The sequence below is a fragment of the Streptomyces hydrogenans genome, from assembly GCF_014656075.1.
Lineage (GTDB): Bacteria > Actinomycetota > Actinomycetes > Streptomycetales > Streptomycetaceae > Streptomyces > Streptomyces hydrogenans.
Window position 1 is genome coordinate 20,462 of the sequence record NZ_BNBS01000047.1, and the last position, 26,655, is coordinate 47,116.

General features: G+C 72.7%; 21 protein-coding genes. 10 read left to right on the forward strand and 11 right to left on the reverse strand.

Annotated features, from left to right (window positions below; translation table 11 throughout):
• Positions 1-260: 260 nt before the first annotated feature.
• Positions 261-3,176, reverse strand: coding sequence for a glycoside hydrolase family 48 protein (locus tag IE321_RS20690; RefSeq protein ID WP_190224057.1), 2,916 nt, complete (start codon positions 3,174-3,176; stop codon positions 261-263).
• Positions 3,177-3,489: 313 nt separating this feature from the next.
• On the opposite strand from IE321_RS20690, the gene IE321_RS20695 reads away from it, so the two are divergent.
• Positions 3,490-5,055: a cellulase family glycosylhydrolase gene (locus tag IE321_RS20695; RefSeq protein WP_190224058.1), complete on the forward strand. Its 1,566-nt coding sequence runs from the start codon at positions 3,490-3,492 to the stop codon at positions 5,053-5,055.
• 50 nt (positions 5,056-5,105) lie between these two features.
• On the forward strand, positions 5,106-6,860 hold the full coding sequence (locus IE321_RS20700; RefSeq protein ID WP_190224059.1) for a glycoside hydrolase family 6 protein: 1,755 nt from the start codon (positions 5,106-5,108) through the stop codon (positions 6,858-6,860).
• 129 nt (positions 6,861-6,989) lie between these two features.
• Here the strand turns inward: IE321_RS20700 and IE321_RS20705 are convergent, their stop codons facing one another.
• Positions 6,990-8,012 (reverse strand): LacI family DNA-binding transcriptional regulator, encoded by a 1,023-nt coding sequence (locus IE321_RS20705; protein ID WP_190224076.1) that lies wholly within the window; start codon positions 8,010-8,012, stop codon positions 6,990-6,992.
• 421 nt (positions 8,013-8,433) lie between these two features.
• Between IE321_RS20705 and IE321_RS20710 the strand changes: the two genes are divergently transcribed.
• From IE321_RS20710 to IE321_RS20725, 4 genes are all read left to right on the forward strand, one after another.
• On the forward strand, positions 8,434-9,771 hold the full coding sequence (locus IE321_RS20710) for an ABC transporter substrate-binding protein (RefSeq protein WP_190224060.1): 1,338 nt from the start codon (positions 8,434-8,436) through the stop codon (positions 9,769-9,771).
• A 91-nt stretch (positions 9,772-9,862) separates the two neighbouring features.
• Positions 9,863-10,873, forward strand: a complete 1,011-nt coding sequence (locus IE321_RS20715; RefSeq protein WP_043227936.1) for a carbohydrate ABC transporter permease — start codon at positions 9,863-9,865, stop codon at positions 10,871-10,873.
• 3 nt (positions 10,874-10,876) lie between these two features.
• Positions 10,877-11,791, forward strand: coding sequence for a carbohydrate ABC transporter permease (locus IE321_RS20720; protein WP_190224061.1), 915 nt, complete (start codon positions 10,877-10,879; stop codon positions 11,789-11,791).
• Positions 11,792-11,898: 107 nt separating this feature from the next.
• Positions 11,899-13,341, forward strand: coding sequence for a GH1 family beta-glucosidase (locus tag IE321_RS20725; protein ID WP_043227933.1), 1,443 nt, complete (start codon positions 11,899-11,901; stop codon positions 13,339-13,341).
• A gap of 61 nt (positions 13,342-13,402) precedes the next feature.
• Here IE321_RS20725 and IE321_RS20730 read toward each other — a convergent pair whose 3' ends face one another.
• The 7 genes from IE321_RS20730 to IE321_RS20760 form a co-directional block, all read right to left on the reverse strand.
• Positions 13,403-14,458, reverse strand: coding sequence for a CU044_5270 family protein (locus tag IE321_RS20730; protein ID WP_190224062.1), 1,056 nt, complete (start codon positions 14,456-14,458; stop codon positions 13,403-13,405).
• Positions 14,455-15,108, reverse strand: coding sequence for an RNA polymerase sigma factor (locus IE321_RS20735; protein ID WP_190224063.1), 654 nt, complete (start codon positions 15,106-15,108; stop codon positions 14,455-14,457). The genes IE321_RS20730 and IE321_RS20735 overlap by 4 nt, the downstream gene beginning before the upstream one ends.
• Before the next feature lie 106 nt (positions 15,109-15,214).
• A complete protein-coding gene (locus tag IE321_RS20740) occupies positions 15,215-15,685 on the reverse strand; it encodes a hypothetical protein (protein ID WP_043227932.1) in 471 nt (156 codons plus the stop codon).
• A gap of 147 nt (positions 15,686-15,832) precedes the next feature.
• Positions 15,833-16,561: an IclR family transcriptional regulator gene (locus tag IE321_RS20745; protein WP_190224064.1), complete on the reverse strand. Its 729-nt coding sequence runs from the start codon at positions 16,559-16,561 to the stop codon at positions 15,833-15,835.
• Between the two features lie 192 nt (positions 16,562-16,753).
• Complete coding sequence (locus tag IE321_RS20750) at positions 16,754-17,632, reverse strand: geranyl diphosphate 2-C-methyltransferase (RefSeq protein ID WP_043227929.1); 879 nt, start codon at positions 17,630-17,632, stop codon at positions 16,754-16,756.
• 26 nt (positions 17,633-17,658) lie between these two features.
• On the reverse strand, positions 17,659-18,897 hold the full coding sequence (locus IE321_RS20755; protein ID WP_043227928.1) for a family 2 encapsulin nanocompartment cargo protein terpene cyclase: 1,239 nt from the start codon (positions 18,895-18,897) through the stop codon (positions 17,659-17,661).
• Between the two features lie 55 nt (positions 18,898-18,952).
• Entirely contained in the window at positions 18,953-20,362 is a 1,410-nt protein-coding gene (locus tag IE321_RS20760; protein WP_043227927.1) for a family 2B encapsulin nanocompartment shell protein, read from the reverse strand.
• A 539-nt stretch (positions 20,363-20,901) separates the two neighbouring features.
• Between IE321_RS20760 and IE321_RS20765 the strand changes: the two genes are divergently transcribed.
• The 4 genes from IE321_RS20765 to IE321_RS20780 all read left to right on the forward strand — a co-directional run bounded on the left by IE321_RS20765 (position 20,902) and on the right by IE321_RS20780 (position 24,868).
• On the forward strand, positions 20,902-22,380 hold the full coding sequence (locus tag IE321_RS20765; RefSeq protein WP_190224065.1) for a cytosine permease: 1,479 nt from the start codon (positions 20,902-20,904) through the stop codon (positions 22,378-22,380).
• 144 nt (positions 22,381-22,524) lie between these two features.
• On the forward strand, positions 22,525-23,403 hold the full coding sequence (locus IE321_RS20770) for a poly(ethylene terephthalate) hydrolase family protein (RefSeq protein ID WP_190224066.1): 879 nt from the start codon (positions 22,525-22,527) through the stop codon (positions 23,401-23,403).
• Between the two features lie 188 nt (positions 23,404-23,591).
• Positions 23,592-23,960 (forward strand): BlaI/MecI/CopY family transcriptional regulator, encoded by a 369-nt coding sequence (locus tag IE321_RS20775; protein WP_043227924.1) that lies wholly within the window; start codon positions 23,592-23,594, stop codon positions 23,958-23,960.
• Positions 23,957-24,868, forward strand: a complete 912-nt coding sequence (locus IE321_RS20780; RefSeq protein ID WP_190224067.1) for a M56 family metallopeptidase — start codon at positions 23,957-23,959, stop codon at positions 24,866-24,868. The genes IE321_RS20775 and IE321_RS20780 overlap by 4 nt, the downstream gene beginning before the upstream one ends.
• Here the strand turns inward: IE321_RS20780 and IE321_RS20785 are convergent.
• Positions 24,865-25,212 carry a GNAT family N-acetyltransferase gene (locus tag IE321_RS20785; RefSeq protein ID WP_190224068.1) on the reverse strand — a complete coding sequence of 116 codons (348 nt, stop codon included), beginning with the start codon at positions 25,210-25,212 and terminating at the stop codon, positions 24,865-24,867. The genes IE321_RS20780 and IE321_RS20785 overlap by 4 nt on opposite strands.
• Positions 25,213-25,275: 63 nt before the next feature.
• Positions 25,276-26,619 (reverse strand): MFS transporter, encoded by a 1,344-nt coding sequence (locus IE321_RS20790; protein ID WP_190224069.1) that lies wholly within the window; start codon positions 26,617-26,619, stop codon positions 25,276-25,278.
• Positions 26,620-26,655 lie beyond the last annotated feature (36 nt).

Consider the following 26,655-nt stretch of genomic DNA (forward strand, 5'->3'; position numbering starts at 1 on the left):
CCGACCCGGCCGCTCCTCACCTCGCGTTGGCCCGGCCGTCCGTCGCTCGCACCGACCCGGCCGCTCCTCACCTCGCGTTGGCCCGGCCGTCCGTCGCCTCGCACCGACCCGACCGTCCGTCACCCCGCGCCGACCCGGCCGTCCGTCGTCCGCCCGTGCCGGCGGGGCGGTCCGGAAACGCACGAAGGCCGGGCGGGCCCCTTTCGGGGTCCGCCCGGCCTCGATGTCGTACGCGCAGCACGCTCTCGCGGGGCGGGCTGTTATTCGAGCAGCTCCGCGTACGAGCCCATGGCCAGGGCGATGTCCGCCTGGGCCCAGAACCGGTGGTAGGTGAAGACGGGGGCGGCGCCGCCCGCCAGGTAGGCCTCGATCTTCGGCCAGGCCGGGTCGTCCTGGTAGAAGGAGCGGATCGAGGCGAAGGTGGAGGTGTTGTTCACCGCGTCGCCGTTCGGCATCACGCCGGTCCAGCCGCTCGGCACGTACACCGGGTCGTCGAAGCGGTTGTAGTCGGCGCGGGTCTCCTCCACGGCGATGCCCAGCGGGTCCTGGTGGTGGTCCCACATGCCGTCGAGCAGGGCCTTGGCGACCCGCTTGGCCTCCGCGTGGCCGGACTTGGCCGCGTAGTAGGTCAGGGTCTTGGCGTAGGCGGCGGCCACGCCGACGTCGTTGGTGTAGTCGGCGACGGTGACGTGCAGGCCCGTGTTGGCGCCGGGGTTCGCCGCGTTCCAGGTGTCGGGCGCGCCGGACCACTGGAGGGTGGACGGGATGCGGAAGGTGCCGTCGGGGTTGATCGTGGTCTTGGACAGCGCCCAGGAGACCCACTTGTCGAGGACGGTCTTCGCCGCGGTGTCACCGGTCTGCTGGTAGTACTCCGCGACCCGCTCCATCGACCACGCCTGGAAGCCGAACCACTGGTTCGACGCCGGGTCGTGGTAGACGGGCTTCTCGTCGTAGTACATGCCGTGGAAGGTGGGGGTGCCGGCCGGCGGGGTGGCGTAGCGGCCCTGCCAGCTGTTGGTGGCACCGCCCGCGATGGCGCCCTCGCTGGACTGGAGCCAGCGGTAGAACTCCAGCTGCCGGTCGAGGCTGGTGGCCCAGTCCGCCTGGCCGGTGGCCGACTTGGGCTTGAGCGGGGCGTACTCGCTGAGCGCGTAGGCGGCGAGCGGGTTCTGGTAGCCGCCGTGGGCGTGGCTGGAGCCGATCCGCCAGGACCAGCCGGCCGAGGTGTCGACGGCGCCGCCCCAGGCGTAGTACCAGGACATCAGGTAGTGGGAGCTGTCCTTGCCGGTGCCGGCCGGGCAGGCGGTCGGGCCGACGCAGTTCCCGACCTTCTTGAAGTACTTGTCGAACATCGCGTACCGCAGGTAGTCGCCCATCTTGGCGGCCTTGCCGACGGTCGCCGAGACCTGGGAGCCCTTGCCCTGCTCCTTGGCCCAGAGGTCGGCCCAGTAGGCGGCCTGGACGGCGCGGGCGTCCGCGTCGGGGGCGTTGGTGTACTTCCACTGCTTGGCGTAGGACGAGTCCCCGGTGAAGAGGTCGAGGTAGCCGTTCTTGCCGCCGTAGGAGAAGTTGTCGCAGGTCGGGTGGGTGACGGTCTCCCAGACGGACTCCTGCGGGCCGCGCTGGAAGGTGTTGATGTAGGAGGGGCCGGTCGCCGTCGGTCCCGCGGAGCACTTGCCCGGCTCGTTGCCGAAGCCGTAGACGTTGTCGACGTCCTGGATCCAGTGCATGCCGTAGATGTCGTCGGTGCCGTACGCGCTCTTCAGCTCGGCCGCGATCGGGTCGGAGCCGGAGGTGACGCCGGAGTCCAGCTTCGCCGGGTACTGCGAGGGGAGGTCCCACTCGGGGGCGTAGGTGGCCGGCTTGGACGCGTTGTAGGTGGAGTTCGTCGGCTGGTCCGCGTGGGTGGGGATCATGAACTTCTCCATGGTGTCCCACGCGCCGTTGAACTTGGTCCAGTCGCCGCTGATCTTGCCGTACATGGCCTGGAGCCAGATCAGGTAGCTGTACGCCTCCGAGGTCGTCTCGTGCCCGTGGTCGGGGGCCTCGACGATCAGGGTCTCGACGGAGTGGTACGGGATGCCCTCGGGCGAGAAGTAGCCGTTGGCCGGGTTGGTGATCTTCCCGTACAGGTCGAGGAAGCGGGCGTCGTAGGTGGAGTCCGCGGCGAGCTGGGTGGCCTGGATCTCCGCCTTGGCGTGGCCGGGGGCGGTCGCGGTGAAGACGGCGACGCCGGTGCCGGTGGCCGCCGCGGTGACGGTCACCTTCTGGGCGGTGTTCCAGTTCGCCGGGGTAAAGGTGAGCGAGGCGGGGGACGCGGTCAGACCGGTGTTGCCGGAGGTACGGGCCACGGTGACCGTGACGTTCGACGCCGGGGCCGTCGACAGCTTGAGGTCGAAGGTGCCGGTGCCGCCCTGGCGGACGGCGAGCTGTCCGGGCGTGGCGACGAGCGCGGGGCCCGCGGCCACCGTGATGCCGACCGGGGCGGACTCGGCGGAGGCGCCCTGGCTGTCGTACGCCTTCGCGTAGAGCGAGTGTGCGCCCGCGGCGAGACCTGCGGCGCTGTGTGTGAAGGGCGCGGTGGTGTCGGTGCCGAGCAGGGTCGTATCGCTGTAGAACTCGACCTTGTCGACGGTGGCGCCGTCGGCCGCGGCGGCGGTGGCGGCGAGCGGGACGGCGTCGCCCGCGGCGTAGACCGCGCCGGCGGCGGGGCTGGTGAGGACGGCGACCGGCGGCTGGTGGGCGCCGGTGCACGAGGTGCCGTTGACGGCGAAGTTCGTGGGGGCGGCGTTGGCGCCGCTGTAGGTGAACTGGCCGCCGGCCGTGACGGCCGCGCCGGCGGCGACGGTGCCGTTCCAGCCGGCGTTGGTGACCGTCACGTTCTTCCCGGACTGGGACCAGACGCCGTTCCAGCCGTTGGTGAGCTTCTGGTCACCGGCGTAGGAGTACGTGAGGGTCCAGCCGTTCAGAGCGGCGGTGCCCCGGTTGGTCAGGGTGAGCTCGGCGGTGAAGCCCGAACCCCAGTCGTTGGTCTTGTAGTCGACGCTGCACTGCACGGCGGCGGCCTGCGCGGTGCCGGCTCCGGCACCGGCGGCCAGCAGGCCGAGGGGGAGCGAGAGCGCGGCGGTCAGGGCGGTGAGGTGCCGGCGTGGGCGGCGTGGTCTCAGGCGTGGCATGCGGGTGGATCTCCTCGCGGCTCGGGAGGTCGGGTGGTGCGAAGAGGGGACCGTACGGAACGCCACGAGGTGCGCGGAGCGGGCCGTACAGGCGGTGCGTGAACAAGCCGTGAACCAGTGGGAGCGCTCCCACTGTGCAAGCGTGACGCAACCACGTCAAGATGCGTGAAGAGTCGAAGGCAAACGACGAGCAATTTCCTCAACTCCTCTTTTGCTTGGCCGCTGTTGCCGCTACGGTCTGCCCCGACCAGTGGGAGCGATTCCATCCAGTGGCACGCCGTAGGGGGCGTGCCCTCGCTGCGAGGACTCGCTCATGCGACGACCCCCACGTCCCACCGCGCTGCTCGCAGGAGCAGCCGTCATGATGGCGAGCACCGCGCTCGCCGTCGTGGGTACGGCCTCAGGAGCCGCGGCCGCACCCGTCTGCACCGTGGAGTACTCGGTCACCAACCAGTGGACCGGAGGCTTCCAGGGTGCCCTCACCGTCACCAACAACGGCACCGCGCTGAACGGCTGGAGCCTCGGCTTCTCCTTCCCGGCCGGCCAGCAGGTCAGCCAGGGCTGGGGCGGCAAGTGGACCCAGTCCGGCGCCGCCGTCACCGTGACCAACGAGAGCTGGAACGCCCAGCTCGGCGTCGGCGCGAAGGCGACCACGGGCTTCATCGCCTCGTGGACGGGGACCAACACGGCCCCCACCGCCTTCACGCTCGGCGGCGTGCCGTGCACCGTGGACGGGCCGACCACCCCGCCCACCAGCACTCCCCCGACCGATCCGCCCACGACCCCGCCCACCGATCCCCCGACCACGCCTCCCACCACTCCCCCGACCACCCCGCCCACCTCGCCGCCGCCGACCCCGGTCAACGGCGCGCCCCAACTCACCGTCTCCGGCAACAAGTTCACCGACCAGAACGGCGCGGTCCGCCGGCTCCTCGGCGTCAACCGCTCCGGCGGCGAGTTCATGTGCGTCCAGGGCTACGGCATCTGGGACGGCCCGGCCGACGACGCCTCCGTCCAGGCCATCGCCGACTGGAAGGCCAACACCGTCCGCATCCCCCTCAACGAGGAGTGCTGGCTCGGCCTGGACAACGTCAAGCCCGAGTACCGCGGCGACAACTACGTCAGCGCCGTCAAGGACCTGGTGACCAAGGTCCTGGCCCACGGCATGACCCCGGTCGTCGAGCTGCACTGGACCCACGGGCAGTACACCGGCAACTCCTCGGGCTGCGCCGACACGCACGCCACCTGCCAGAAGCCGATGCCGAACGCCCAGTACACCCCGGCGTTCTGGACCTCGGTGGCGAACACCTTCAAGAACGACAAGCGCGTCGTCTTCGACCTCTTCAACGAGCCCTATCCGGACCGGGCGACCTCCACCGCGACCCAGGCATGGACCTGCTGGCGCGACGGCGGCACCTGCCCCGGCATCGGCTACGAGGTCGCCGGCATGCAGGACCTGCTGGACGCGGTCCGCGCCACGGGGGCGAAGAACCTCGTCCTCGTCCCGGGCCTCGCGTACTCCAACGACCTCAGCCAGTGGCTGACGTACCGCCCCACCGACCCGGCGCAGAATCTCGGCGCCGCCTGGCACGTCTACAACTTCAACACCTGCTCCACCGAGACGTGCTGGAACGACACCCTCGCCCCCGTCGCCGCGCAGGTCCCCCTGCTGGCCGGCGAGATCGGCGAGAACACCTGCGGACACGCGTTCGTCGACCGCGTCATGAAGTGGTTCGACGACCGCGGGCTCTCGTACCTGGGCTGGACCTGGAACACCTGGAACTGCAACTCCGGTCCCGCGCTGATCAGTTCGTACGACGGCACCCCCACCGCGTTCGGCATCGGACTGCGCGACCACCTGCGCGCCGTCAACCCGTGACCCGCCGCGGAAACCACCAGCATCACCACCCGAAAGGAACCCCCACCCCCATGAGCCGCACCAGCCGTACCGCCCTTCTGGCGGCCCTCGGCCTCATCACCGCGACCGGAGCGACCGCCACGGTCTTCGGCGCCACCGCCGGCGCAGCCACCCCGGGCTGCAAGGTCGACTACAGCATCACCAACCAGTGGAACACCGGCTTCGGCGCCAACGTCGTCGTCACCAACACCGGCGACCCGACCACCGCGTGGACGCTGGAGTGGAGCTACGCCGGCAACCAGCAGGTCACCCAGGGCTGGAACGCGACGATCACCCAGTCCGGCGCCGCCGTCACCGCCAAGAGCCTGTCCTACAACGGCACGCTGGCCACCGGCGGTTCGACCTCCTTCGGCTTCAACGGCTCGTACAGCGGCACCAACGCGGTGCCCGCCACCTTCAAGCTGAACGGCGTCACCTGCAACACCACCACGCAGCCGACGGACCCGCCGACCACCCCGCCCACCACTCCCCCGACCACCCCGCCCACGACGCCGCCGACCACCCCGCCGCCCGGCCAGAAGGCGGACAACCCGTACGCGGGCGCCAAGGTGTACGTCAACCCCGAGTGGTCCGCGAAGGCCGCGGCCGAGCCGGGCGGCAGCCGGATCTCCAACCAGCCGACCGGCGTCTGGCTGGACCGCACCGCCGCCATCGCCGGCGTCAACGGCGGCATGGGGCTGCGCGCCCACCTCGACGAGGCCCTGGTCCAGAAGGGCAGCGGCGAGCTCGTCGTCCAGCTGGTCATCTACAACCTGCCCGGCCGCGACTGTGCCGCGCTCGCCTCCAACGGCGAGCTGGGCCCGACGGAGATCGACAAGTACAAGTCGCAGTACATCGACCCGATCGCGGCGATCCTCGCCGACCCGAAGTACGCGAGCCTGCGGATCGTCACCACGGTCGAGATCGACTCGCTGCCGAACCTCGTCACCAACGTGGCCGGGCGTCCCACCGAGACGGCCAACTGCAACGTGATGAAGGAGAACGGCAACTACATCAAGGGCGTCGGCTACGCGCTCAACAAGCTCGGCTCGATCGCCAACGTCTACAACTACGTCGACGCGGGCCACCACGGCTGGCTGGGCTGGGACTCCAACTTCGGCCCCTCCGCCGAACTGTTCAAGCAGGCCGCGACCGCCGAGGGCTCCACGGTCTCCAACGTCCACGGCTTCATCGTGAACACCGCCAACTACAGCGCGCTGAAGGAGGAGAACTTCAAGATCAGCGACAGTGTGAACGGCACCTCCGTCCGCACGTCGAAGTGGGTCGACTGGAACCAGTACGCCGACGAGCTCTCCTACGCCCAGGCGATGCGCGACAAGCTCGTCGCCCTCGGCTTCGACAGCAAGCTCGGCATGCTGATCGACACCTCCCGCAACGGCTGGGGCGGCACCGCCCGGCCCACCGGCCCGGGCGCGCTGACCAGCGTCGACACCTACGTGAACGGCGGCCGCTACGACCGCCGCATCCACCTCGGCAACTGGTGCAACCAGTCCGGCGCCGGCCTCGGCGAGCGTCCCCAGGCGGCCCCCGCGGCCGGCATCGACGCGTACGTCTGGATGAAGCCCCCGGGCGAGTCCGACGGCGCCTCGAAGGAGATCCCGAACAACGAGGGCAAGGGCTTCGACCGCATGTGCGACCCCACCTACACGGGCAACGCCCGTAACGGCAACAGCATGTCGGGCTCCCTCCCCGACGCCCCGATCTCGGGCCAGTGGTTCTCGGCCCAGTTCCAGGAGCTCATGAAGAACGCCCACCCGGCGCTGTAACGCCTCCGAGGGGGGTGCCGCACCCGGCCCGGCGGGAACGGGCGCGGCACCCCCGCGGACGAACCACCCCGGCACGACCAAGGCCGGACGGGCCCGGAAGACCCCGTCCGGCCTCAGCCGTGCCGTCGTTCAGCAGGACCCCCGCACCACCAGCTCCGTCGGCAGGACGCGCTTCGGGGTGTCCTCCGGGGTGACCCCGGCGTCGCCGAGGAGCATGCGGGCCATGGTGCGGCCCATCTCCTCGATGGGCTGGCGGACGCTGGTGAGCGGGGGGTCCATGAGGCGGGCGACCGGGGAGTCGTCGACGCCGACCAGGGCGACGTCCTCGGGGACGCGGCGGCCCGCCTCGCGCAGCGCGGCGCGGGCGCCGGCGGCCATCACGTCGGAGGCGGCGAAGACGGCGTCCAGGCCGGGGCGGCGTTCCAGGAGGCTGCGCATGGCCGCGCGGCCGCCGTCCTCGGTGAAGTCGCCGGCGGCGACCAGGCCCTCGTCGGGGGCGTGGCCCGCCTCCGCCAGTCCGGCCCGGTAGCCGCCGAGGCGGGCCCGGGCCACGTACATGTCCAGGGGTCCCGTGACGGTGGCGATGCGCTGCCTGCCGCGGCCCACCAGGTGGGCGACGGCGGCCCGGCCGGCGCCGATGTTGTCGGAGTCGACGTACGGGACGGGTTCGGCCTCGGAGCGGCGGCCGTTCATGACGACCGGGATGCCGAGTTCGCGGATGCGGTCGGGCAGCGGGTCGTCGCCGTGGACGGAGGCGAGGAGGACGCCGTCGACGCGCTGGGCGGCGAGGTACTGCTCGAAGCGCTGCCGCTCCTGCTCGCTGCGGACCAGGGTGAGCAGGAGCTGTTTGTCCGCCTCGGCGAGCTCGGCGCTGACGCCGCGGATCAGGTCGAGGAAGTAGGGCTCGGCGAAGAGCCGGGCCTCGGCCTCGGGGATGACGAGGGCGACGGCGTCCGTGCGGCTGCCGGCGAGCGCGCGGGCGGCCTGGTTGGGGACGTAGCCCAGCTCGGCGACGGCCCGGGCCACGGCGGCTCGGGTCTGCTCGCTGACGCGCGGGGAGCCGTTGATGACCCGCGAGACGGTGCCCCGGCCGACCCCGGCGCGGGCCGCGACCTGCTCCAGGGTGGGTCTGCTGTTCTGCCGTCCGTTCACCGTCGCCGTGCTCCCCTCGTCGGACCTCGTGCCGCTCACCAGGGCCTCGGTGGGGCGGGCCCTCCGACAGGCGGTGCGGGCCGTGCCGGTGGAAAGGGGCCCGCGGGGGGCCACACCGGGATGGGAGCGCTCCCACCCTAGAGCACGGCACTCCCGCCGCGCCACGCGTGCGTTCAGGAGATGACGTGAAGGACCACGTTCCGGTACGGGGAAACCCGCCGAACACCTTCCGGTAACGAAACCGCGTTCATGTCTTGACACCCCCACCCCCCCGGCGGCAACCTTCCGGCAACGACGTGGGAGCGCTCCCATCAGGGGGCGGCACAGCCTGCATCAGGTCCCGGCAGGGCCCGCCGAGCCGCGAGCAGCCGGCCGGACCTCTTGGCGCACAACGAGCACCACCTTGGACGAGGAGAGTGGAATGCGCACTTCCAGCAGCAGACGCGGACGCCGCACGGCCGCCGCGGCGGTCGCCGCAGTGGTGACCGGCACGGTCCTGCTCACCGGTTGCGGAAGCGACAAGGACGACGAGGCCGGGAAGGACGGCGGGAAGATCACCCTGCGCGTCGGCACCTTCGGGTCCTTCGGCTACGACAACAAGACCGGCGCGAAGCTGTACGCCGAGTACGAGCGGCTCCACCCGAACATCAAGATCGAGGAGTCGAACGTCTCCGACGGTCAGAAGTACTGGGACACGCTGAAGCTGCGCCTCTCCCAGAACAGCGGCACCGCCGACATCCAGGCGATCGAGGTCGGCTACATCGCCGAGGCCACCGGCCCCACCATGGCCGCCAAGTGGCTGGACGTCGTCAAGGAGGGCGGCGCCGACACCTCCAAGTTCCTCGACTGGAAGGTGAAGCAGGCCACCACCGCCGACGGCAAGGTCATCGGCCTCGGCACCGACATCGGCCCGATGGCCGTCTGCTACAACAAGGACCTCTTCGCCAAGGCCAAGCTGCCCACCGACCGCGACGAGGTCGGCAAGCTGTGGAACGGCGACTGGGCGAAGTTCCTCACCGTCGGCGAGACGTACAAGAAGAACGCCCCCGCCGGCACCTCCTTCCACGACTCCGCCAGCGGCCTCTTCAACGCCGTCCTCTCCAGCGACCCCGTCCAGTACGCCGACTCCAGCGGCAAGCTCGACTGGGAGAACAGCCCCGGCGTGAAGAAGGCCTGGGAGCTCGGCGTCAAGGCCGCCCAGGGCGGACTCACCGCCAAGCTGCGCCAGTTCGACGAGGCGGGCACCTGGAACGCCGCCTTCAAGAACTCCAAGTTCGCCACCGTCGCCTGCCCGAGCTGGATGACCGGCATCATCAAGGACCAGGCCGGTCCCGCCAACCAGGGCAAGTGGGACATCGCCGCACCGCCGGTCGCCGGCAACTGGGGCGGCGCCTTCCTCGCCGTGCCCAAGGCGGGCAAGCACACCAAGGAGGCCGCCGAGCTCGCGGCCTGGCTGACCGCCCCCGAGCAGCACGCCAAGGTCTTCGCGGTGAACGGCAACATCCCGTCCTCCAAGGACACCCTGCTCTCCTCGGCGGTGCAGGACGCCAAGCTGCCGTACTTCGGCGACACCCCGGTCGGCAAGATCTTCTCCTCGGCGGCGGCCGGCATCACCCCCGCCGTCATCAGCCGCTACGACGGCCAGGTGAAGACCTTCCTCACCGACAACGGCATCCTCGACATCGAGCAGCGCGGCACCGACCCGGGCAAGGCCTGGGAGAACGTCAAGAAGCTGGTCGACGACAAGATCCAGCAGTAGCGGGGACCGCGCGCCGGCCCGCCGCCACCTGCCGGCGGCGGGCCGGCGCCGTCCGCATCACCGCACGCATCGACCTGGAAGGACGCCACCCGTGGCCACCTCCGTACGGGCGGAGCGGGGCGGCACCCCGCCGCCCCCCGCCCCGCCCTCCCCGCCCGCCTCGCGCGGCCGGCGCCGCCGCTCCGGCCCGGGCGGCTGGCGCAGCACCCTCTACCGCTGGGACGTCAAGGCGATCCCGTACGTCTTCATCACGCCCTTCTTCCTCACCTTCGCCGCCTTCGGCCTCTTCCCGCTGATCTACACGGGCTGGCTGTCGCTCAACCGGGTCGAGCTCGGCGGCACCCCCGAGTGGAAGGGACTGGAGAACTACACCGACCTCGCCACCAGCGAGTTCTTCTGGAACGCGCTGCTCAACACCTTCACCATCGGTGTCATCTCCACCGTCCCGCAGCTGCTGATGGCCCTCGGCCTCGCCCACCTGCTGAACTACAAGCTCCGCGGCCGCGGCTTCTTCCGGGTCGCCATCCTCGCCCCGTACGCCACCTCGATCGCGGCGGCGACCCTGGTCTTCGCCCAGCTCTTCAACACCGACTACGGGATGATCAACGGCGTCCTGGACTGGGTCGGGATCGGGCCGATCGACTGGAAGAACTCCAAGTGGCCGGCGCAGATCGCGATCTCCGTCATCGTCACCTGGCGCTGGACCGGCTACAACGCGCTGATCTACCTGGCCGCCATGCAGGCCGTGCCGCAGGACCTCTACGAGGCCGCCTCGCTGGACGGCGCGTCCCGCTGGCGCCAGTTCATCAGCGTCACCATCCCCTCCATCCGGCCGACGATCTTCTTCACGATCATCGTCTCCACCATCGGCGCCACCCAGCTCTTCGGCGAGCCGATGCTCTTCGGCGGCAGCGTCGGCATCAGCGGCGGCAGCGGCCACCAGTTCCAGACCCTGAGCCTGCTCATGTACGAAAAGGGCTGGATCACCGGCGCGCTGGGCTCCGCCTCCGCGATCGCCTGGGTCATGCTGGCGCTCCTGCTGCTCATCGGCGGCATCCAGGCGCTCGTCTCCCGCCGCAACCGCAAGAAGCTGGGGGACTGACCCATGGCCCGCACCCTCGACACCTCCCCGTCCGTCGAGCCCAAGACGCCGGGCGCCCGCCCGGGCCGCCGCCGCTTCCGCCAGACGGCGGGCCGGCAGCACCACGCCGGACCGCTCACCTACGTCCTGCTGATCGTCGCGACGGTGATCTCGCTCTTCCCGCTGTACTGGAACGTGGTCGCCGCCTCGCACACCGGCGACCGCGTCGTCCAGGCACCGGCCCCGCTGCTGCCCGGCTCCCGCCTGCTCGACAACCTCAGCTTCGCCTGGGAACAGGTCGACATGGGCGAGGCCCTGATCAACACCACGGTCGTGGCGAGCCTGGTGGCCGCCTCCACCGTCCTCTTCTCCACGCTGGCCGGCTTCGCCTTCGCCAAACTGCCCTTCAAGGGCCGTGGCATGCTGCTCTCCCTGGTCGTCGCCACCATGACGATCCCGCCGCAGCTCAGCGTCATCCCGCTCTACCAGATCATCACCGACCTCAACTGGTTCGACCAGCTCCAGTCGGTCGTCCTGCCCTCGCTCGTCGCGGCCTTCGGCGTCTTCTTCATGCGCCAGTTCCTCGTCGAGGCGCTGCCCGTCGAGCTCGTCGAGGCGGCCCGGATGGACGGCGCGCACAGCCTGCGGATCATCTGGCACGTGGTCTTCCCGGTGGCCCGCCCGGCCATGGCCGTGCTCGGCATGCTCGTCTTCGTACAGGCGTGGAACGACTTCTTCTGGCCCTTCATCGCGCTCACCCCGGACGGCAACCCGACCCTCCAGGTCGCCCTCGCCGGACTCGGCGCGGGCAACCACACCGTCGACCACGCGATCGTCCTGACCGGCGCGCTGATATCGACCGTGCCGCTGCTGCTGGTCTTCGCCTTCCTGGGCAAGCACATCGTGGGCGGCATCACCGCCGGCGCGGTCAAGAGCTGACCCGCCCCACCCCTCTCCGTACCGCAATTCCCGTCGGCCGTACGGGTCCGCCGCAGTCGCCGGACCCGAACGGACCGCCCCGTACCCCGCGTTGGGAGCTCCCTCCTATGACCGCGTCCGAGACCCGGCCGCTCACCGCCGTCCGCCAGTTCCCCTCCGACTTCCTCTGGGGCGCGGCCACCGCCGCCTACCAGATCGAGGGAGCGGCCCGTGAGGACGGTCGCACCCCGTCCATCTGGGACACCTTCTCGCACACCCCCGGCAAGGTCTTCGAGGGCCACACCGGCGACGTGGCCGTCGACCACTACCACCGGTTCCGCGAGGACGTCGCGCTCATGTCCGAACTGGGCCTGAACGCCTACCGGTTCTCCGTCTCCTGGTCCCGGGTGCAGCCCACCGGCCGGGGTCCCGCCGTCCAGAAGGGCCTGGACTTCTACCGGTCGCTCGTGGACGAGCTGCTGGCCGCCGGCATCGAGCCGGCCCTCACCCTCTACCACTGGGACCTCCCGCAGGAGCTGGAGGACGCGGGCGGCTGGCCCGAGCGCGCCACGGCCGAGCGCTTCGCCGAGTACGCCGGGATCGTCGCCGACGCGGTCGGCGACCGCGTCAAGCGGTGGACCACGCTCAACGAGCCCTGGTGCAGCGCCTTCCTCGGCTACGGCTCCGGTGTGCACGCTCCCGGCCGCACCGACCCGGTCGCCTCGCTGCGCGCCGCCCACCACCTGAACCTCGGCCACGGGCTCGCCGTCCAGGCGCTGCGCGCCGCGCTGCCGGCGGACCGGCAGATCTCGGTCTCGCTGAACCTGCACGAGGTGCGCCCGCGCAGCACCTCCGCCGAGGACGTGGAGGCGGCCCGCCGCATCGACGCCGTCGGCAACCGGGTCTGGCTCGGCCCGATGCTGGAGGGCGCCTACCCCGAGGACCTGATCGCCGACACCCGGCACCTCACCGACTGGTCCTTCGTCCACGAGGGCGACACGGCGACGGCGAACCAGCCGCTCGACTTCCTCGCCATCAACTACTACGCCCCCACCCTGGTGGCGCACGTCGCCGCGGGCGAGGAGAAGCCGCAGGACGACGGGCACGGCGACAGCGCCCACTCCCCGTGGCCGGGCGCCGACTCGGTCGCCTTCCACCGGGCGCCGGGCGAGCGGACCGCGATGGGCTGGCCGGTCGACCCCAGCGGCATGTACGACCTGCTGCGCCGGACCGCCGACGCGTACCCGGACCTGCCGCTGGTGATCAGCGAGAACGGCGCCGCGTACGAGGACGTGGTCGGCGAGGACGGCGGGGTGCACGACCCCGAGCGCACCGCCTTCGTCCACGCGCACCTGGAGGCGGTGCACCGGGCGATGGCCGACGGCGTCGACGTCCAGGGCTACTTCCTGTGGTCGCTGCTGGACAACTTCGAGTGGGCGTACGGCTACGCGAAGCGGTTCGGGATGGTCCGGGTGGACTACGACACCCTGGAGCGCACCCCGAAGACCAGCGCCCGCTGGTACTCCCGGGTGGCCCGGTCGGGCGAACTGCACGCGCCCGACGCGGTCTGACCGGCGGGGGCCGCGGGGCTTCGGCCCCGCGGCCCCCGCCGCGTCCGGTCCGGTCCTCCGGCTACGGGGTCTGCCTGATCCCGTCCACGAAGGCCCGGGCCATGACGGCGTGGGTGCCGAGGACGGTGCCGGGCTCCATCAGGCCCTCCGGGTCGGCGCCCACCTGGACCGTGCGCGACCCCAGGAAGGCGGACGTCTTCCGATCGAAGATCCACTCGGTGCGCGTGCCGCCGGCCTCGTCGAGCCTCGCGACCGCGACGCCCGTGCGGCCGGCGGCGTCGGTGGCGCTGTCGACCAGGACGACGCCGGGGATCCGCGCCGCGGCCCGGTAGAGCGCGGCCGTCAGCTTCGGGGACGGCCAGCTCTCGCCGAGCAGGTCGCCGATGGTGGTGAAGGCCTGCTGGTCCCTGTCGTTGCCCTGCCCCTCGGTCTCCTCGTAGATCTTCCGCAGCAGCGCGCCGGGGTCGGTGGGAAGACCCGCGAGGTAGTCGTACGAGGGCGCGCCGAGGTGCGGCTTCGGCGGGTTTCCGGTCTCGTCGGGGCCCGCCAGGGTGATGCCCTCGGGGCCGGTGTTCCCGGGCTCGATCAACCAGCCGTCGAGGCCGTCGGGGGACTTCCAGGTCTGCCGGGTGTGCAGGGGCACGCCCACGACGCCGCTCACGCCGCTCACGGTCTTGACGTGCACGCCCGCGGAGCGCGTCTCGATGTAGACGTACTGGCCGGCCCGGCCGTGCGGGGCGTCCGCCTCGGCGGCGGCGAGCGAGATCCGCTCCAGGAACCGGGGCGCGCCCTGCGCGTCCACGGTGCCGAGCCGGGTGGTGAGGACGGGTCCGGTGGCACGGCCGTCGGGGCGGTCGCCGCCGCCGGGCGTGAGGAGCAGGACGCCGACGGCGAGCGCGCCGGCGAGGGCGGTCGCGGCCGGGAGGAGGACCGCCTTCCGCAGGAAGGGGTTGTGTGCGGGGCGGGCCGCGGCGACGCGGTCGTCGCTGATCCGGTTCATCAGGCGCTCCTTGTGGAACTGGTGGCGGCCCGGAGGAAGGTCGTGCTCCTCGATCGCCGGGAGGTCTCCGGTCTCCCGCCGGTTCGCCGTTCGGGTCTCGTCCGGGTCGGGGTTCATCGGATTCCCTCCTGTGCGGGCCGGACCGCGTTCACGCGGTCACCTGTTGTCTGTCGGGAGCGGGGAGCGGGTTCCCGGATCTCCCGGATTTCCCGGGCGAGTTCTCCCTCGGCCGCGGTGCGCAGCTTGGCGCGGGCGCGGGAGAGCCGGGAGCGGACGGTGCCGACGGGGAGGCCGAGCGCCTGGGCGGCCTCGGTGTAGGCGAGGCCCTCCCAGAGGCAGAGCACGAGGACCTCGCGTTCGGTGCGGCGCAGGGCGCCGAGCGCGCGCAGGGTGGCCGCGATGCGGCGGCGGTCGTCGATCCGGCCCGCGACCTCGGAGGCGTGGTCGGGCACCGACGCCTCGGCGGGGCCGGCTTCGGCGTAGGCCGCGGCGGCGGCCCGGTAGCGGCGGTTGCTCCGGCAGTGGTTGCGGGCCACGTTGGTGGCGATGCCGAGGAGCCAGGGCCGTAGGGAGCCCCCTTCGGGGTCCACCTTCGCCCGGAGCCGCCAGGCCTCCATGAAGGTGGCCGCCATGACGTCCTCGGCGACGGACCAGTCGCCGGTGAGCCGGAAGGCGTGGTTGTAGACGCTCCGGGCGTACGAGTCGAAGAGTGCGGCGAAGGCCGGAGGGTCTCCGTCCCGGATGCGGGCGCGCAGGTCGTTGTTCACGTCTCTCGTCTGTCCGGCCCCGCGAGCGGGTTCCCGTGACCCCGGTCACGTCGAAGAGGGCCGTGCCGGTCGCCCGGCACGGCCCTCGGTGATTCTCCCCGACGGATCAGATGTCGATGACCCGGTAGCCGATGACGTAGACGCCGCCGGAGCCCTCGACGCTGCGCCACTGGGTCTCGGCGCCGACCTCGCTGCCGGTGACGAGGGTGGCGCCGAGCTTGTCGTCGCCGCTGGTGGAGTCGTAGTCCCACAGGGTCAGGGTGCGGGCCTGCTCCTTGCCGAGGATGAGGGCGGCGTTGCCGTTGCCGTCGGCCATGGAGCGGACGTAACCGGTGCCCATGGTCTGGTACTTGATGCCGTTGCCCGGCCAGACCTTGACGGCGTTGCCGTTGGCGTCGGTGATCTTGAGGTACGCCTCGTCGTGGTCGCCCTCGCTGTTCTTCTGGCAGTGCAGCTCGACGAGTTCGATCCGCACGTAGTCGATCGGCTCGGCGTGGGCGGTGCCGGCGAAGGCGCCGAGGGTGCCGAGCCCGAGGAGGGCGGTGGCGGCGATGCGTGCGACCCGGTTCTTGCGCATGGTGTGTCTCCCCCGAAGGTTCTCGTTCTGCTCTTCTCTGGTGTGCCGTTCCCCCGGCACGTCCCTTACTGTGCCGCCCCTCCCCCGGCCCGTTCTACGCGCGTTCCGCTCAACGGAACCGGTCCCGTGAGGAGTGCGGCGAGGGGGTCAGGGGGCGAGCGCGGCCGGCGGGACGGCGCGGTGCGGTACGCCCCGGGCCAGGGCGCGGCCGAGCGCGGCTCCCGCGTCGGCGGCGGCCTCGGCGAGGGCGTCGAGCCGCCGTCCGGCCGGCACCATGGCGGCGAGCGCGGCGACGGTCCGGCCGTCTCGGCCGCGGACGGGGAAGGCGGCGCAGCACACCCCGTCCATCACGTCCTCGCGGTCGAGGACGGGCCCGCCCCTGAGGGGTCCGCGCAGCGCGTGTCCGGCGGCGGTGTCGAGCCGGAAGGCGGTGCCGTTCCGTACCGGCACCAGGGGTTCCAGCTCGCCCGGCGCCGAGGAGACGACGATGGCCCGGTCCTCGCTCAGGACGGCGAGGACGACGCTGGCGCCGGTCGCGGCCCGCAGCCGCTGCACCGGCAGCCGGGCGGCGAGCCGCAGTCCCGGGTGCGGCTCCCAGGCCTGGCCGAGCCGGTAGAGCTGCGGGCCGACGCGGTAGCGCGAGCCGCGCCGCTCGACCGCGCCGACGGCCACCAGCTGGTCGAGCAGCCGGTGGGCGCTGCCCTTCGGCACCCCGCAGGCGAGGGCCAGTTCGGTGACGCCGGCCTCGTCGCCGCACCGGTGCAGCGCGTCGAGCAGGGCGAAGGCCCCTTCGAGCACGCCCCGGCCGCGCCCCGGCCGGTCCTGTTCCGCGGTCGCGCGCGCGGTGCCGGGTCTCGGACTCGTCCCGTGGTCCATGAGTCGTGTTCCCCCTGTCTGCTCCGGACGGCCGCCGTCCCCCGACGGCTCGGCTCCGGGCTCCCGTCCACGATGCCGCAGACCCGGACGTGTCGCCGAAGGGTTCGGCGCCGGTGCGTCGTGGCAGGGAACGGCACGGGGCCGGGTCCGTCACGGTGGACGGACCCGGCCCGGTGGCCGGTGGCGCGGGGGTCAGACGCGGTCGGCGGCGATCAGGACGTACTGGAAGGAGCCGTCCTTGTACGACTCGATGAACGCCTCCTCGATGCCGGTGACCAGCGACGAGGTGGCGCGCAGCTCCCAGTAGGGCAGCGTGTCCGGGGTCAGGTCGATCACGGCCTGGGGCACCAGGCGGTTGTCGGCCATCGCCTTGAGGTACTCGCGGCGGGAGTGGATGTTGCACTCGAAGTGGGCGTTGATCTGGGAGACCCACTTGGAGGGCTGGCCGTACTTCGGGTTCCAGCAGCCGGTGATGGTGACGTAGCGGCCGCCGACCTTGAGGAAGCGGGAGTGCTCGGCCATCAGGTCGTCGAGGTCGACGTACATGCTGGACTCGTTGTTCCAGGAGGCGGTGACGCTGCCCTTCTCGAACGGGGTGTCGAGCATGTTGCAGACCTGGGCGCTGACGTGGTCGGCGATGCCCAGCTCGCGGGCGCGGCGGTTGCCGAACTCGGCCTGGGTGGAGGAGAGGGTGACGCCGCGGACGTGGCAGCCGAAGCGCTGGTGGGCCATGACGCTGGATCCGCCGCGGCCGCAGCCGGCGTCGACGAGGGTGTCGGCGGGGGTGACGGTGCCGAGGTGGTCGAGGAGGACCTCGGCCTGGGCGGACTCCAGCCGGTGCAGCTCGGCGATCAGCTTCTTCTCGTACTCGCTGTCCTCGGGGGTGCCGAGGGAGGCGTGGTCGACGGCGCCGATGCCGTAGTGGTGGTGGTAGAGGCCGTCCACATCACCGAGGCGCAGGTTCACGGGCCGGGCCTCGGCGTTCCAGTAGCGGGCGATGTCGCCCTGGTACGGCGTGGCCGGGCCGGGGATGATCGCGGAGGCTTCGGTGGAGGTCAGCTCGGTGGTCACAGAGAGATCCATTTCGGAAGTCGGGCCTACCAGAAGTCGGGCAGGCTGTAGCGGAACGTGTTGGTCTGGTGCCAGTAGTGGTTGCCGTCGACCCAGGTGGCGACTCCCTTGAGGAAGCGCAGCACGGTCGGGACGGCGAAGGTGGCGGCCACGTCGGCGGCGGCGGCCTCGAAGGCGCGCATGAGGTCGTTGTGGACCTCGATCGCCTTGAGGTAGGCGTCGCGCTCGGAGAGCTTCTCGCGCTCCGCGAGCACCACCGGCAGGTTGAGGTGGACGCCGGGGCTGGAAAGCTCCTTGGTGTAGGAGTACAGGTCGTTGACGATGGTCGTCGCGTTGCCCGCGAGGGCGATGACCCGCTGCATCTCCGGCCGGGCGTGCAGGTCCGCCGGCAGTTCGTAGCCGCCGACGGAGTCGGTGATGGTGGGGCAGGGGCGGAAGTTGTTGAACTGGCGCATGGCCAGGTACTCCCACACCTCGGGCACGTGGTCGGTCTCGGCCCAGGCCGCCTCGGCGAGGTAGCCCATGTGGAGCCGGGCCATGTCGTGGCGGAAGCGGTCGGCCTGGGAGGGCGAGGCCGCGCGGACGAAGTAGTCCATGGCGGAGCGGTAGGCGCGGCGCGGGGCGTCCGAACCGAGCGAGTCCGCCCACGCCGGGGCGTACTCCGGGGTGGTGTGGACGGGGTCGAGCGCGGTGTGCGCCATGAGGAGGCGGCCGCCGAGGCCGATCGGCGAGCCGCCGTGGTCCTCGCAGTAGCAGTCGTCGACGGCGTTCTCCGCGACCATGAGCCGGGTGGCGAGCATGAGGTGGTCGACGGTCGGGGCGTCGGGGTGGCAGGCCACCATGTAGCGCCCGACGGAGAAGCCGTCGAACTGTCCCTCCCACTCGTCCGGGAAGAGCTGGACCTCGTCGACGGCCCAGTCCTTGATCCGGCGGCTCACCTCGTCCACCCGGACCGGGTCGGGGTCCGGGACGGGGTGGAAGTAGAGGCCGGGGATGGGCCGGCCCTCCGCCGCCGAGGGGGCGGCGGGCGCCGCCTCGGCGGGGTCCGGCACCGTGTCCGGCACCGGGAGGGGTGCCGGACGGGCGAGGGACACGCTCGCCGTGCCGAGGCCGCTGGGCCCGCCGGGGATCCAGCGGGGGGCGGCCGGTGGCGCGGGAGCCTCGGCGGCGGGGCCGGTGAGGACCTGGGCGAGGACGTCGGCCCCGAGGCGGGCCGCCGCCGCGGGCAGGTGTGCCGGCAGGGGGGAGAGCCCGGGGTCGGGCATCCGTTGCTCCTTGCTGGGTGGGGTGTCGGTCCCGGGGCCGGGACGGACGGGGGTGTCAGTCGCGGCGGCGGGCGATCTGCACGTTCTCCATCACGCCGAGGGCGTCGGGGACGAGGACGGCGGCGGAGTAGTAGGTGGTGACGAGGTAGGACATGATCGCCTGCTCGCTGATGCCCATGAAGCGGACGGACAGGCCGGGCTCGTACTCCTCCGGGAGGCCGGTCTGGCGGAGGCCGATGACGCCCTGGTTCTCCTCGCCGGTGCGCATGGCGATGATGGAGCTGGTCTGCTCCTTGGTGATCGGGATCTTGTTGCAGGGCAGGATCGGGACGCCGCGCCAGGCCGGCACGGACTGGCCGCCGAGGTCGACGTGGTCCGGGTAGAGGCCGCGGGCGTTGAACTCGCGCCCGATGGCGGCGATGGTGCGCGGGTGGGCGAGGAAGAGCTTGGTGCCCCGGCGGCGGCAGAGCAGCTCGTCCATGTCGTCCGGGGTGGGCGGGCCCGAGTGGGTCTGGATGCGCTGCTTGAAGTCGGCGTTGTGCAGGAGGCCGAACTCGCGGTTGTTGATGAGCTCGTGCTCCTGGCGCTCGCGCAGGGCCTCGATGGTCAGGCGGAGCTGCTCCTCCGTCTGGTTGTGCGGGCCGTTGTAGAGGTCGGCGACGCGGGTGTGGACCTTGAGGACGGTCTGCGCGACGGAGAGTTCGTACTCGCGCGGCTTGAGCTCGTAGTCCACGAAGGCGCCGGGGAGGACGGCCTCGCCGACGTGCCCGGCGGACATGGCGATCTCGGCCTCGCCGTGCTTGTTCTGCGCCTGGTCGGGGAGGCTGGAGAACTCCTCGATGTGGGCCTGGAGGGCCGGCGAGTTCGCCATGACGGAGGCGAAGTCGGCGCGGGAGAGGGTGAGCAGGGTGCCCGCCGTCTCGGCGGTGGCCGTGTAGTCCCAGGTGGCGTCGGCGTCGAGCAGCGCGTTCTCGCCGAAGCGGTCGCCGTCTCCGAGCACGGCGACGGCGACGTCGTCGCCGTAGGGGCCCTCGGAGGTCTGGCTGATCCGGCCGTGGGCGAGGAGGTGGATCTCGCCGGCCGCGTTGCCCCGGGTGACGATGATGTCGCCGGCGGAGAAGTCGCGCTGGACGCAGCGGTCGGCGAGGGCGGTGAGCACGTCGACGTCGTCGAAGCCGCGCAGCAGGGCGAGTTCGCCGAGCTCGCGGGGGATCACGCGGACGGTGGCGCCGTCCTGGACGAACTCCACCCGTCCGTCGCCGACGGTGTAGCTGAGCCGGCGGTTGACCCGGTAGGCGCCGCCCTTGGTCTCGACCCAGGGGAGCGTCCGCAGCAGCCAGCGGGAGGTGATCTCCTGCATCTGCGGGGCGGACTTGGTGGTCGAGGCGAGGTTCCGCGCGGCGTGGGTGCTGAGGGACTGCTGCGGGGGCGCCGCCTGGGCTTCCGGGCTGGTGTCGACGGTCATCGGACCGGGTGCTCCTTAGCGAGGGGGTGACCGGGCACGGCGGCATGCCGGACCGGTCGAAGAGGAGGAATGGAGGGAGGTGGTCTGGCCATCCGTCCAGACCCGGGGAACAGTAACGGTCCGTCAGCACACCCCGCCCGGAGAGCCGAGGGGCATTCCCTCGATGCAGTGATCTTGTTTCGGGCCTGGTTTACCCGCGCTCCCGGTGGCTTTCCGCCACGCGCCGCGGAGGGGTGACGGCATGCGGGCCGGTGGGGGCCTCGGGTCGGTCCGGGGCCACGATCGGACGGCACGCATTCCGGTCACGTCGACCACGGTGGCCCCGCCTTGACAACCCGCCCCTGTCGTCACACAAGTCAACGCGGGGCGTCAACCCGGTCCCCCGGCCTCCCGGACACTCCCCGTCACCTGCCTCGCTCCACGCAACTTCCGTTCTTCATGCGGGAGTTCATGGGACGATGGCCGCAAGGGGGCCCGTCGGGGAGGCGGGGGAACGGGGGACTCGTGGGGAAGCGGCATGCCCGGGAGCGGGGGGCGCGGTGAGCGCGGTCTCGGATCCGTACGCGGACGGGGCGCCGGACCGGAGGTACGCGAACGCGGACCTGCTGCCCGCCGAGACGGGTGAGTTCCGCTGGCGCTGGTGGGACTTCGCGGCCGTCTGGGTGTGCGTGTCCTGGACGCTGGCCGCCCTGATGCTCTCCGGCATGCCGGGGGCGGACCGGTTCAGCTGGCCGCAGACGCTGTTGGTCTGCGGTGTCGCGCAGGTCCTCGTCCTGCTGCCGTCGTTCCTGGTCGAGCACGCCGGGGACCGGTACGGAGTGCCGTTCGCGGTCTTCGCGCGCAGCGCCTTCGGCATCCGGGGGGCGGCGCTGCCCGCCCTGCTGCGGTTCGCGTCGGCGTGCGTGTGGTTCGGCTTCCAGGCCGATCTCGGGGTCCAGGGGATCACGCTGCTGACCGGGGACCTGGAGCTGGGGACGCTCGGCGGCTCCGACTTCCTCAGCCCCGCGTACCTGGTGTTCCTGGGACTCCAGCTGTGGATCATCACCAAGGGGCCGCGCGGGCTGCGCCGGTTCGCCGACCTGGCCGCGCCGGTGCTGATCGCGGGCCTGGTGGTGGCGTTCCTCTGGGTGTTCACGCACGCCCGGGGGCCGATGCTGCCCGAGCCGGCCCGGCCGGTCGGCTGGGGAGCGGACTTCTGGCTGGAGGCCGCCCCGGCGCTGGCCTCCGCGACGGCCCTGTTCGCGGCCGTCGGTCTGACCGTGCCCGACCTGGTGCACCTGGGCGGGTCCGGCCGGGGCGGGGAGGAGGGGCGGCGGTCGGGGGTCCGGCTGGGCGTCGGGGTGCTGCTCCCGGTGGTGATGACGGGGATGTCGCTGTACACGATGGCGCTGATGTCCGGGTCCGGGTACTCGGCGGACGGGTACGCCGGTTCGCTCACCCAGCACGCCCTGGACGGGATGCCCGGCGGCGCCCTGGTCGCCGCCGTGATGCTGATCGTCGCCACGCTGTGCGGCAACCTCGGCATGAACCTGGTGTCGGCCGCGTACGACCTGTCGAGCACCGCGCCGTCCCGGATCGGCTTCCGGGGCGCCGCGGTGATCGCCGCCCTGGCGGGTTCGGCGGTGGTGTGGTGGTCGCGGAGCAGCAGTGACTACCAGGCGCTGGTCTGGGCGGACCTGGCCGAGGGCTTCTTCGGCACGGTGTCCGGGATCCTCGTCGCGGAGTACTGGATCGTCCGCCGGACCCGGCTGCGGCCGGCGGACCTGTACCGGCGCGGCGGGCCGTACTGGTACGCGGGCGGCTGGAACTGGCGGGCCGTCGTGTCCTTCCTGGTGGGCGGGGTGCTGGCGGTGGGCGGCTCGTCCGGGGAGAACAGCGGCCTGGGGGCGAACGGCCCGGCGCTCCCCTTCCTCTCGGCGCTCGACGACTTCGGGTGGCTGGTGGGGCTGGTGGCGGCGGGCGGGCTGTACACGGTGCTGACCCTGCGGGCGCGGGCCGCCGCCCCGGAGGGTGACTGATCCGGCGCCGGACTGGGCAGTTGCACAGACCGGCCCGCGCAGGACTGGGCCCTCGGGCACAGACACGCGGGCCGGGCCGCTCCACCATGTCCCTGGCCACGGTCGCGAGGACGCGCGACCGTCCGGACTCACGGAGGAGTTCCCATGCCAGGGAGAAAGAGCCGCCTGTCGGTCGGTCTGCTGCTCGCCGCGCTGCTGGCGTTCGCCACGGCACCGGCCGCGACGGCGGACCCCGCCGCGACGGCGACGACCGGCGGCATCCCGTCGGTGGGCACCGCGTGGGGCGCGCCCGGACCGTACGAGGTGGACGTCGACATCGAGGCGGTGCACACCTTCTACCACCCGCGCTCGATGGGGGCGTCGGGCGAGCGGCACCCGGTGGTGATCTGGGGGAACGGCACGGGGGCCGTGCCCGGGATCTACAGCTCGCTGCTGCGGCACTGGGCGAGCCACGGCATCATCGTCGCCGCGGCCAACACGCCCACGTCGAACTTCGCGATCAGCATGCGCGCGGGCATCGACGTGCTGGAGCGGCGGAACGCCGATCCGGGCAGCGAGTACTTCGGCAGGGTCGACCTGGAGCACATCGGCTCGGCCGGGCACTCGCAGGGCGGGGCGGCGGCGGTGAACGCGGCGATCGACGCGCGCGTGGACACGGCCGTGCCGATCCAGCCGGGCCCGCTGACCGACCCCGACCTCACCGACGTGCCGATGTTCTACCTGGCCGGACAGCGCGACCTGACGGTGTGGCCGGCGCTGGTGAAGGCGCTGTACCGCGATTCGAGCCACCTGCCCGCCGTGTACGGCGAGGTGCGGGGCGCCGGCCACCTGTCGTCCATCGGGGACGGCGGGGACTTCCGCGCCCCGACCACGGCGTGGCTGCGGTTCTGGCTCATGGGCGACGAGAACGCGCGCGGCTTCTTCTTCGGCCCCGACTGCGTCTACTGCGGGGACGGCGACCTGTGGTCCGGGTGGGAGCGGAACGCCCGCGCGCTGGCGATCCCGGGACCCGGCGGGGTCTGAGCCGGGATCCCGACGGTCGCGGAGACCGTCGAGGACACCGGCTGCGACCACCTCGGCCGCGCCTGACGCCGGGCCGCCCCCACGGGGTGGCCCGGCCGCCGCGACCGGCCCGACTACGATGAGGCCGGTCGCGGGATCAGGGCCCGGACCCCGCGCGGGACCGGGATCGGCGGAGAGGACGGGGACGCATGCGTCGGCTCGGGGAGCTGGAAGCGGAGATCATGGACCGCTTCTGGCGGTGGGGACGCCCCGCCACCGTCCGCGAGGTCGTCGACGACATCAACCGCCACCGCTCCGTCGCCTACACCACGGTGACCACGGTCACCGGCATCCTCTTCCACAAGGGGCACCTGACCCGCACCCGCGAGGGACGGATCTGGCTCTACCGCGCCGCCGCCACCCGCGAGGCGTACGCCGCCGCGCTCATGGAGGACGGCCTCGGCGCCAGCGAGGACCGCACGGCCGCGCTCGCCCGCTTCGTGGAGAACCTCGACGCCGACGAACTCGACGCGCTGCGCACCGCGCTCCACGAGGCCGAGCGCCGGACCGACGGGTGAACGCCGCCCCCGCGCTGCTCGGTTACGCGGCCCTGGTGGGCGTCACCGCCCCGCGGGTCCTGCTGCGCAGCGCCTGGCCGCACCGGGCGCCCGCGCTCGGGGTGACCGTCTGGCTCGCCCTCACCGTCACCTTCGTCCTGGCGGTGGCGCTCGCCGCCGCACAGCTCGCCTCCCCCGCCGAGCACCTGCACGCGGGGCTCGTGGGCCTGCTGCACTCCTGCGGGGTCGGCTCCGGTCCGGCCGTCCCGGACCCCGGCACCACCGACGCCCCGGCCGTCGCCCTGCCGGCCGTCGTGCTCGGCGCCTGGGCGGGGGCCGTCGCCCACCGGCTGCTCCGGGCCGGGCTGCGGCGCGCCCGCCACCGCGACCGGCTCGACAAGGTGGGCGTCCGCTGCCCCCGGCTGCGGGTCACCGTCCTCCCGCACGCCACGCCCGGCGCGTACTGCCTGCCGGGGCTGCGCGCCCGGATCGTCGTCAGCGACGCCGCCGTCCGGCTGCTGAGCGCCCGTCAGCTCGACGCGGTCGTCGAGCACGAGCGGGCCCACGTCGCCGGCCGCCACCACCTGCCGCTCGCCGCGGCCGAGGGCTTCGGCGCGCTGTTCCGCCGGCTGCCGCTCGCCCGGCACGTCCGCGACCAGGTCGCCCTGCTCCTGGAGATGAGCGCCGACGACCGGGCGCTGCGCCGCCACCCGGACGCGGTGCTCGCCACCGCCATGTACGAGCTGGCCGGGGGCCGGACGCCGCGGGGCGCCTTCGGCGCGGCCGGGCCGTCCCCGGCGGTGCTCCGGATGAAGCGCATCCTCGGCCCCCGCCGGGCCCCGCACCCCGCGCTGCGCTCGGCCCTCGCCTCGGCGGCCGCCTCCGCGCCCTTCCTCCCGCTGCTCGTGGCCTGCCCGCCGGGGGTCTAGCGACCGAGGGCGGCGTCCAGCCACTGGAGGACCTCGGGGGTCACCGGGTCGGTGATGTCCGCGAACTCCTCGTGCTTCTTGAGGAACTTGGCGACGTAGGGGCAGACGGGCACGATCCGCATCCCCGAGGCCCGGACGTCCGTCAGGGCGTGCTCCACGAGGACGCCGGCGAGGCCCTGGCCCGCGTAGGCGTCGTCGATCTCGGTGTGGAAGAACACCCGCCGGTCGTCGCGGTCGCGGTAGGCGGTCAGCCCGGCCCGCGCTCCGTCGACGAGGATCTCGTACCGGTGCCGCTCGTCGACGCGGCGGACGACGGGGACGGGGACGGCGGTCTGCTCGCTCATGGGGGCCTCTCACGCTCGCTCGGGCACGGCTCGCCGGACTGTGGGCGTCCGGCCCGCCCCACCCTACTCGGCGGTATCCGCAGGTGGGAGGGGGGTTTCGGGTGCCGGGGCCGTGCGGGGAAGGGTGCGGATCGCGGGGACGGCGAGGAGCGCCGCCGTGGCGACGAGGCAGGTCAGGGCGGAGAGGAGGAGGAAGTGGCCGGGGGCGGTCAGCGCGGTCGCGGGGCCGGCCAGGACCTGCCCCAGGGCGATGCCGGAGACCGAGCCCGCCAGTTCGTAGGCGGTGACGCGGTTGAGGACGCCGGGCGGTGTGTGGGTCTGGACGGTGGTGGCCCACATGACGGACCAGAAGGCGAGGGCGCCGCCGGCCGTGGCGTGGGCCGCGAGGAGGACCGGCAGATCGGCGTCGAGGGCCACGCTCAGCGGCAGGGCGGTGTAGAGGGTGAGCGCCGTGGCGCCGGCGGCCAGGGGGCGGGCGGGGCGGAGCCGGAGGGCGACGAGGCCGCCGAGGACCGTGCCCGCGCCGAGCGCGGAGACGGCGAGGCCGTAGGCGTCGGGGCCGAGGCGGGCGCCGATCAGCGCCGAGGCGAGGGGGACGAGGGGGCCGAAGACCAGGACGCCGTACCCGATCCAGATGAGGATCACCGACCACATCCAGGTCCGGGCACGGAACTCCCGCCAGCCCTGGCGCAGATCGCGGCGGAGCGATCCGGCGGTGCGCGGCGCCGGGTCGGGCGCCCGGCGGGGCAGGCGGAGGAGGGCGAGGCAGAGGGCGCTCAGGAGGAAGGTGGCGGCGTCGAGGGCGTAGACCGTGCCGGCGTTCGCCACCACGATGAGCAGGCCGGCCACCGCGGGGCCGAGGAGGTGGGCGAGCGCGTCGGCGACCTTGAGGGTGGCGTTGGCCCGCTGCGGGTCGCGGGCGACGAGCGGGACCATGCCGTTCACGCCGGGGAGGAACATCGCGACCGCCGCGCCGGCCAGCGCCGCCATCGTCACGAGGAGCCAGAACGGGGGCCGTCCGGCGAAGAACGCCACCGCCAGCACGCCCTGGGTGGCCACCCGCACGAGGTCCGCGCCGACCATCATCCGGCGGGCGCCGAAGCGGTCGGCGAGGACGCCGCCGAAGAGGACCAGGAGGACGAACGTCCCGGTCCAGACGCCGAGGACGAGCCCGACCCCGGAGACCCCGTACAGCGCGCCGACGGCGAGCGCGGCGGCCACGGGCATCATCGCGTCGCCGAACAGCGACACCGAACGGGCGGTGAAGTAGAGGGCGAAGCGGCGGTCCCACAGCGGGGACGGGCCCTTCCGGGGGACGGCGGGGGCGCGCTCGGACCGCTCGCGCCCGTCCGCCGGCGGGCGGGAGGGATCGGTCGTCGGTCGCGTGGGCGACGGGTCGGTGTTCACCCCACCGATGCTGGACCGGACCTTTCGGCCGCCCCA

Excerpts from the sequence above, each read along its gene's own strand:
- IE321_RS20690 (WP_190224057.1), bottom strand. The coding sequence starts at position 3,176 with ATGCCACGCCTGAGACCACGCCGCCCACGCCGGCACCTCACCGCCCTG.
- IE321_RS20695 (WP_190224058.1), top strand. The coding sequence starts at position 3,490 with ATGCGACGACCCCCACGTCCCACCGCGCTGCTCGCAGGAGCAGCCGTC.
- IE321_RS20700 (WP_190224059.1), top strand. The coding sequence starts at position 5,106 with ATGAGCCGCACCAGCCGTACCGCCCTTCTGGCGGCCCTCGGCCTCATC.
- IE321_RS20710 (WP_190224060.1), top strand. The coding sequence starts at position 8,434 with ATGCGCACTTCCAGCAGCAGACGCGGACGCCGCACGGCCGCCGCGGCG.
- IE321_RS20720 (WP_190224061.1), top strand. The coding sequence starts at position 10,877 with ATGGCCCGCACCCTCGACACCTCCCCGTCCGTCGAGCCCAAGACGCCG.
- IE321_RS20725 (WP_043227933.1), top strand. The coding sequence starts at position 11,899 with ATGACCGCGTCCGAGACCCGGCCGCTCACCGCCGTCCGCCAGTTCCCC.
- IE321_RS20730 (WP_190224062.1), bottom strand. The coding sequence starts at position 14,458 with ATGAACCCCGACCCGGACGAGACCCGAACGGCGAACCGGCGGGAGACC.
- IE321_RS20740 (WP_043227932.1), bottom strand. The coding sequence starts at position 15,685 with ATGCGCAAGAACCGGGTCGCACGCATCGCCGCCACCGCCCTCCTCGGG.
- IE321_RS20745 (WP_190224064.1), bottom strand. The coding sequence starts at position 16,561 with ATGGACCACGGGACGAGTCCGAGACCCGGCACCGCGCGCGCGACCGCG.
- IE321_RS20755 (WP_043227928.1), bottom strand. The coding sequence starts at position 18,897 with ATGCCCGACCCCGGGCTCTCCCCCCTGCCGGCACACCTGCCCGCGGCG.
- IE321_RS20760 (WP_043227927.1), bottom strand. The coding sequence starts at position 20,362 with ATGACCGTCGACACCAGCCCGGAAGCCCAGGCGGCGCCCCCGCAGCAG.
- IE321_RS20770 (WP_190224066.1), top strand. The coding sequence starts at position 22,525 with ATGCCAGGGAGAAAGAGCCGCCTGTCGGTCGGTCTGCTGCTCGCCGCG.
- IE321_RS20775 (WP_043227924.1), top strand. The coding sequence starts at position 23,592 with ATGCGTCGGCTCGGGGAGCTGGAAGCGGAGATCATGGACCGCTTCTGG.
- IE321_RS20785 (WP_190224068.1), bottom strand. The coding sequence starts at position 25,212 with ATGAGCGAGCAGACCGCCGTCCCCGTCCCCGTCGTCCGCCGCGTCGAC.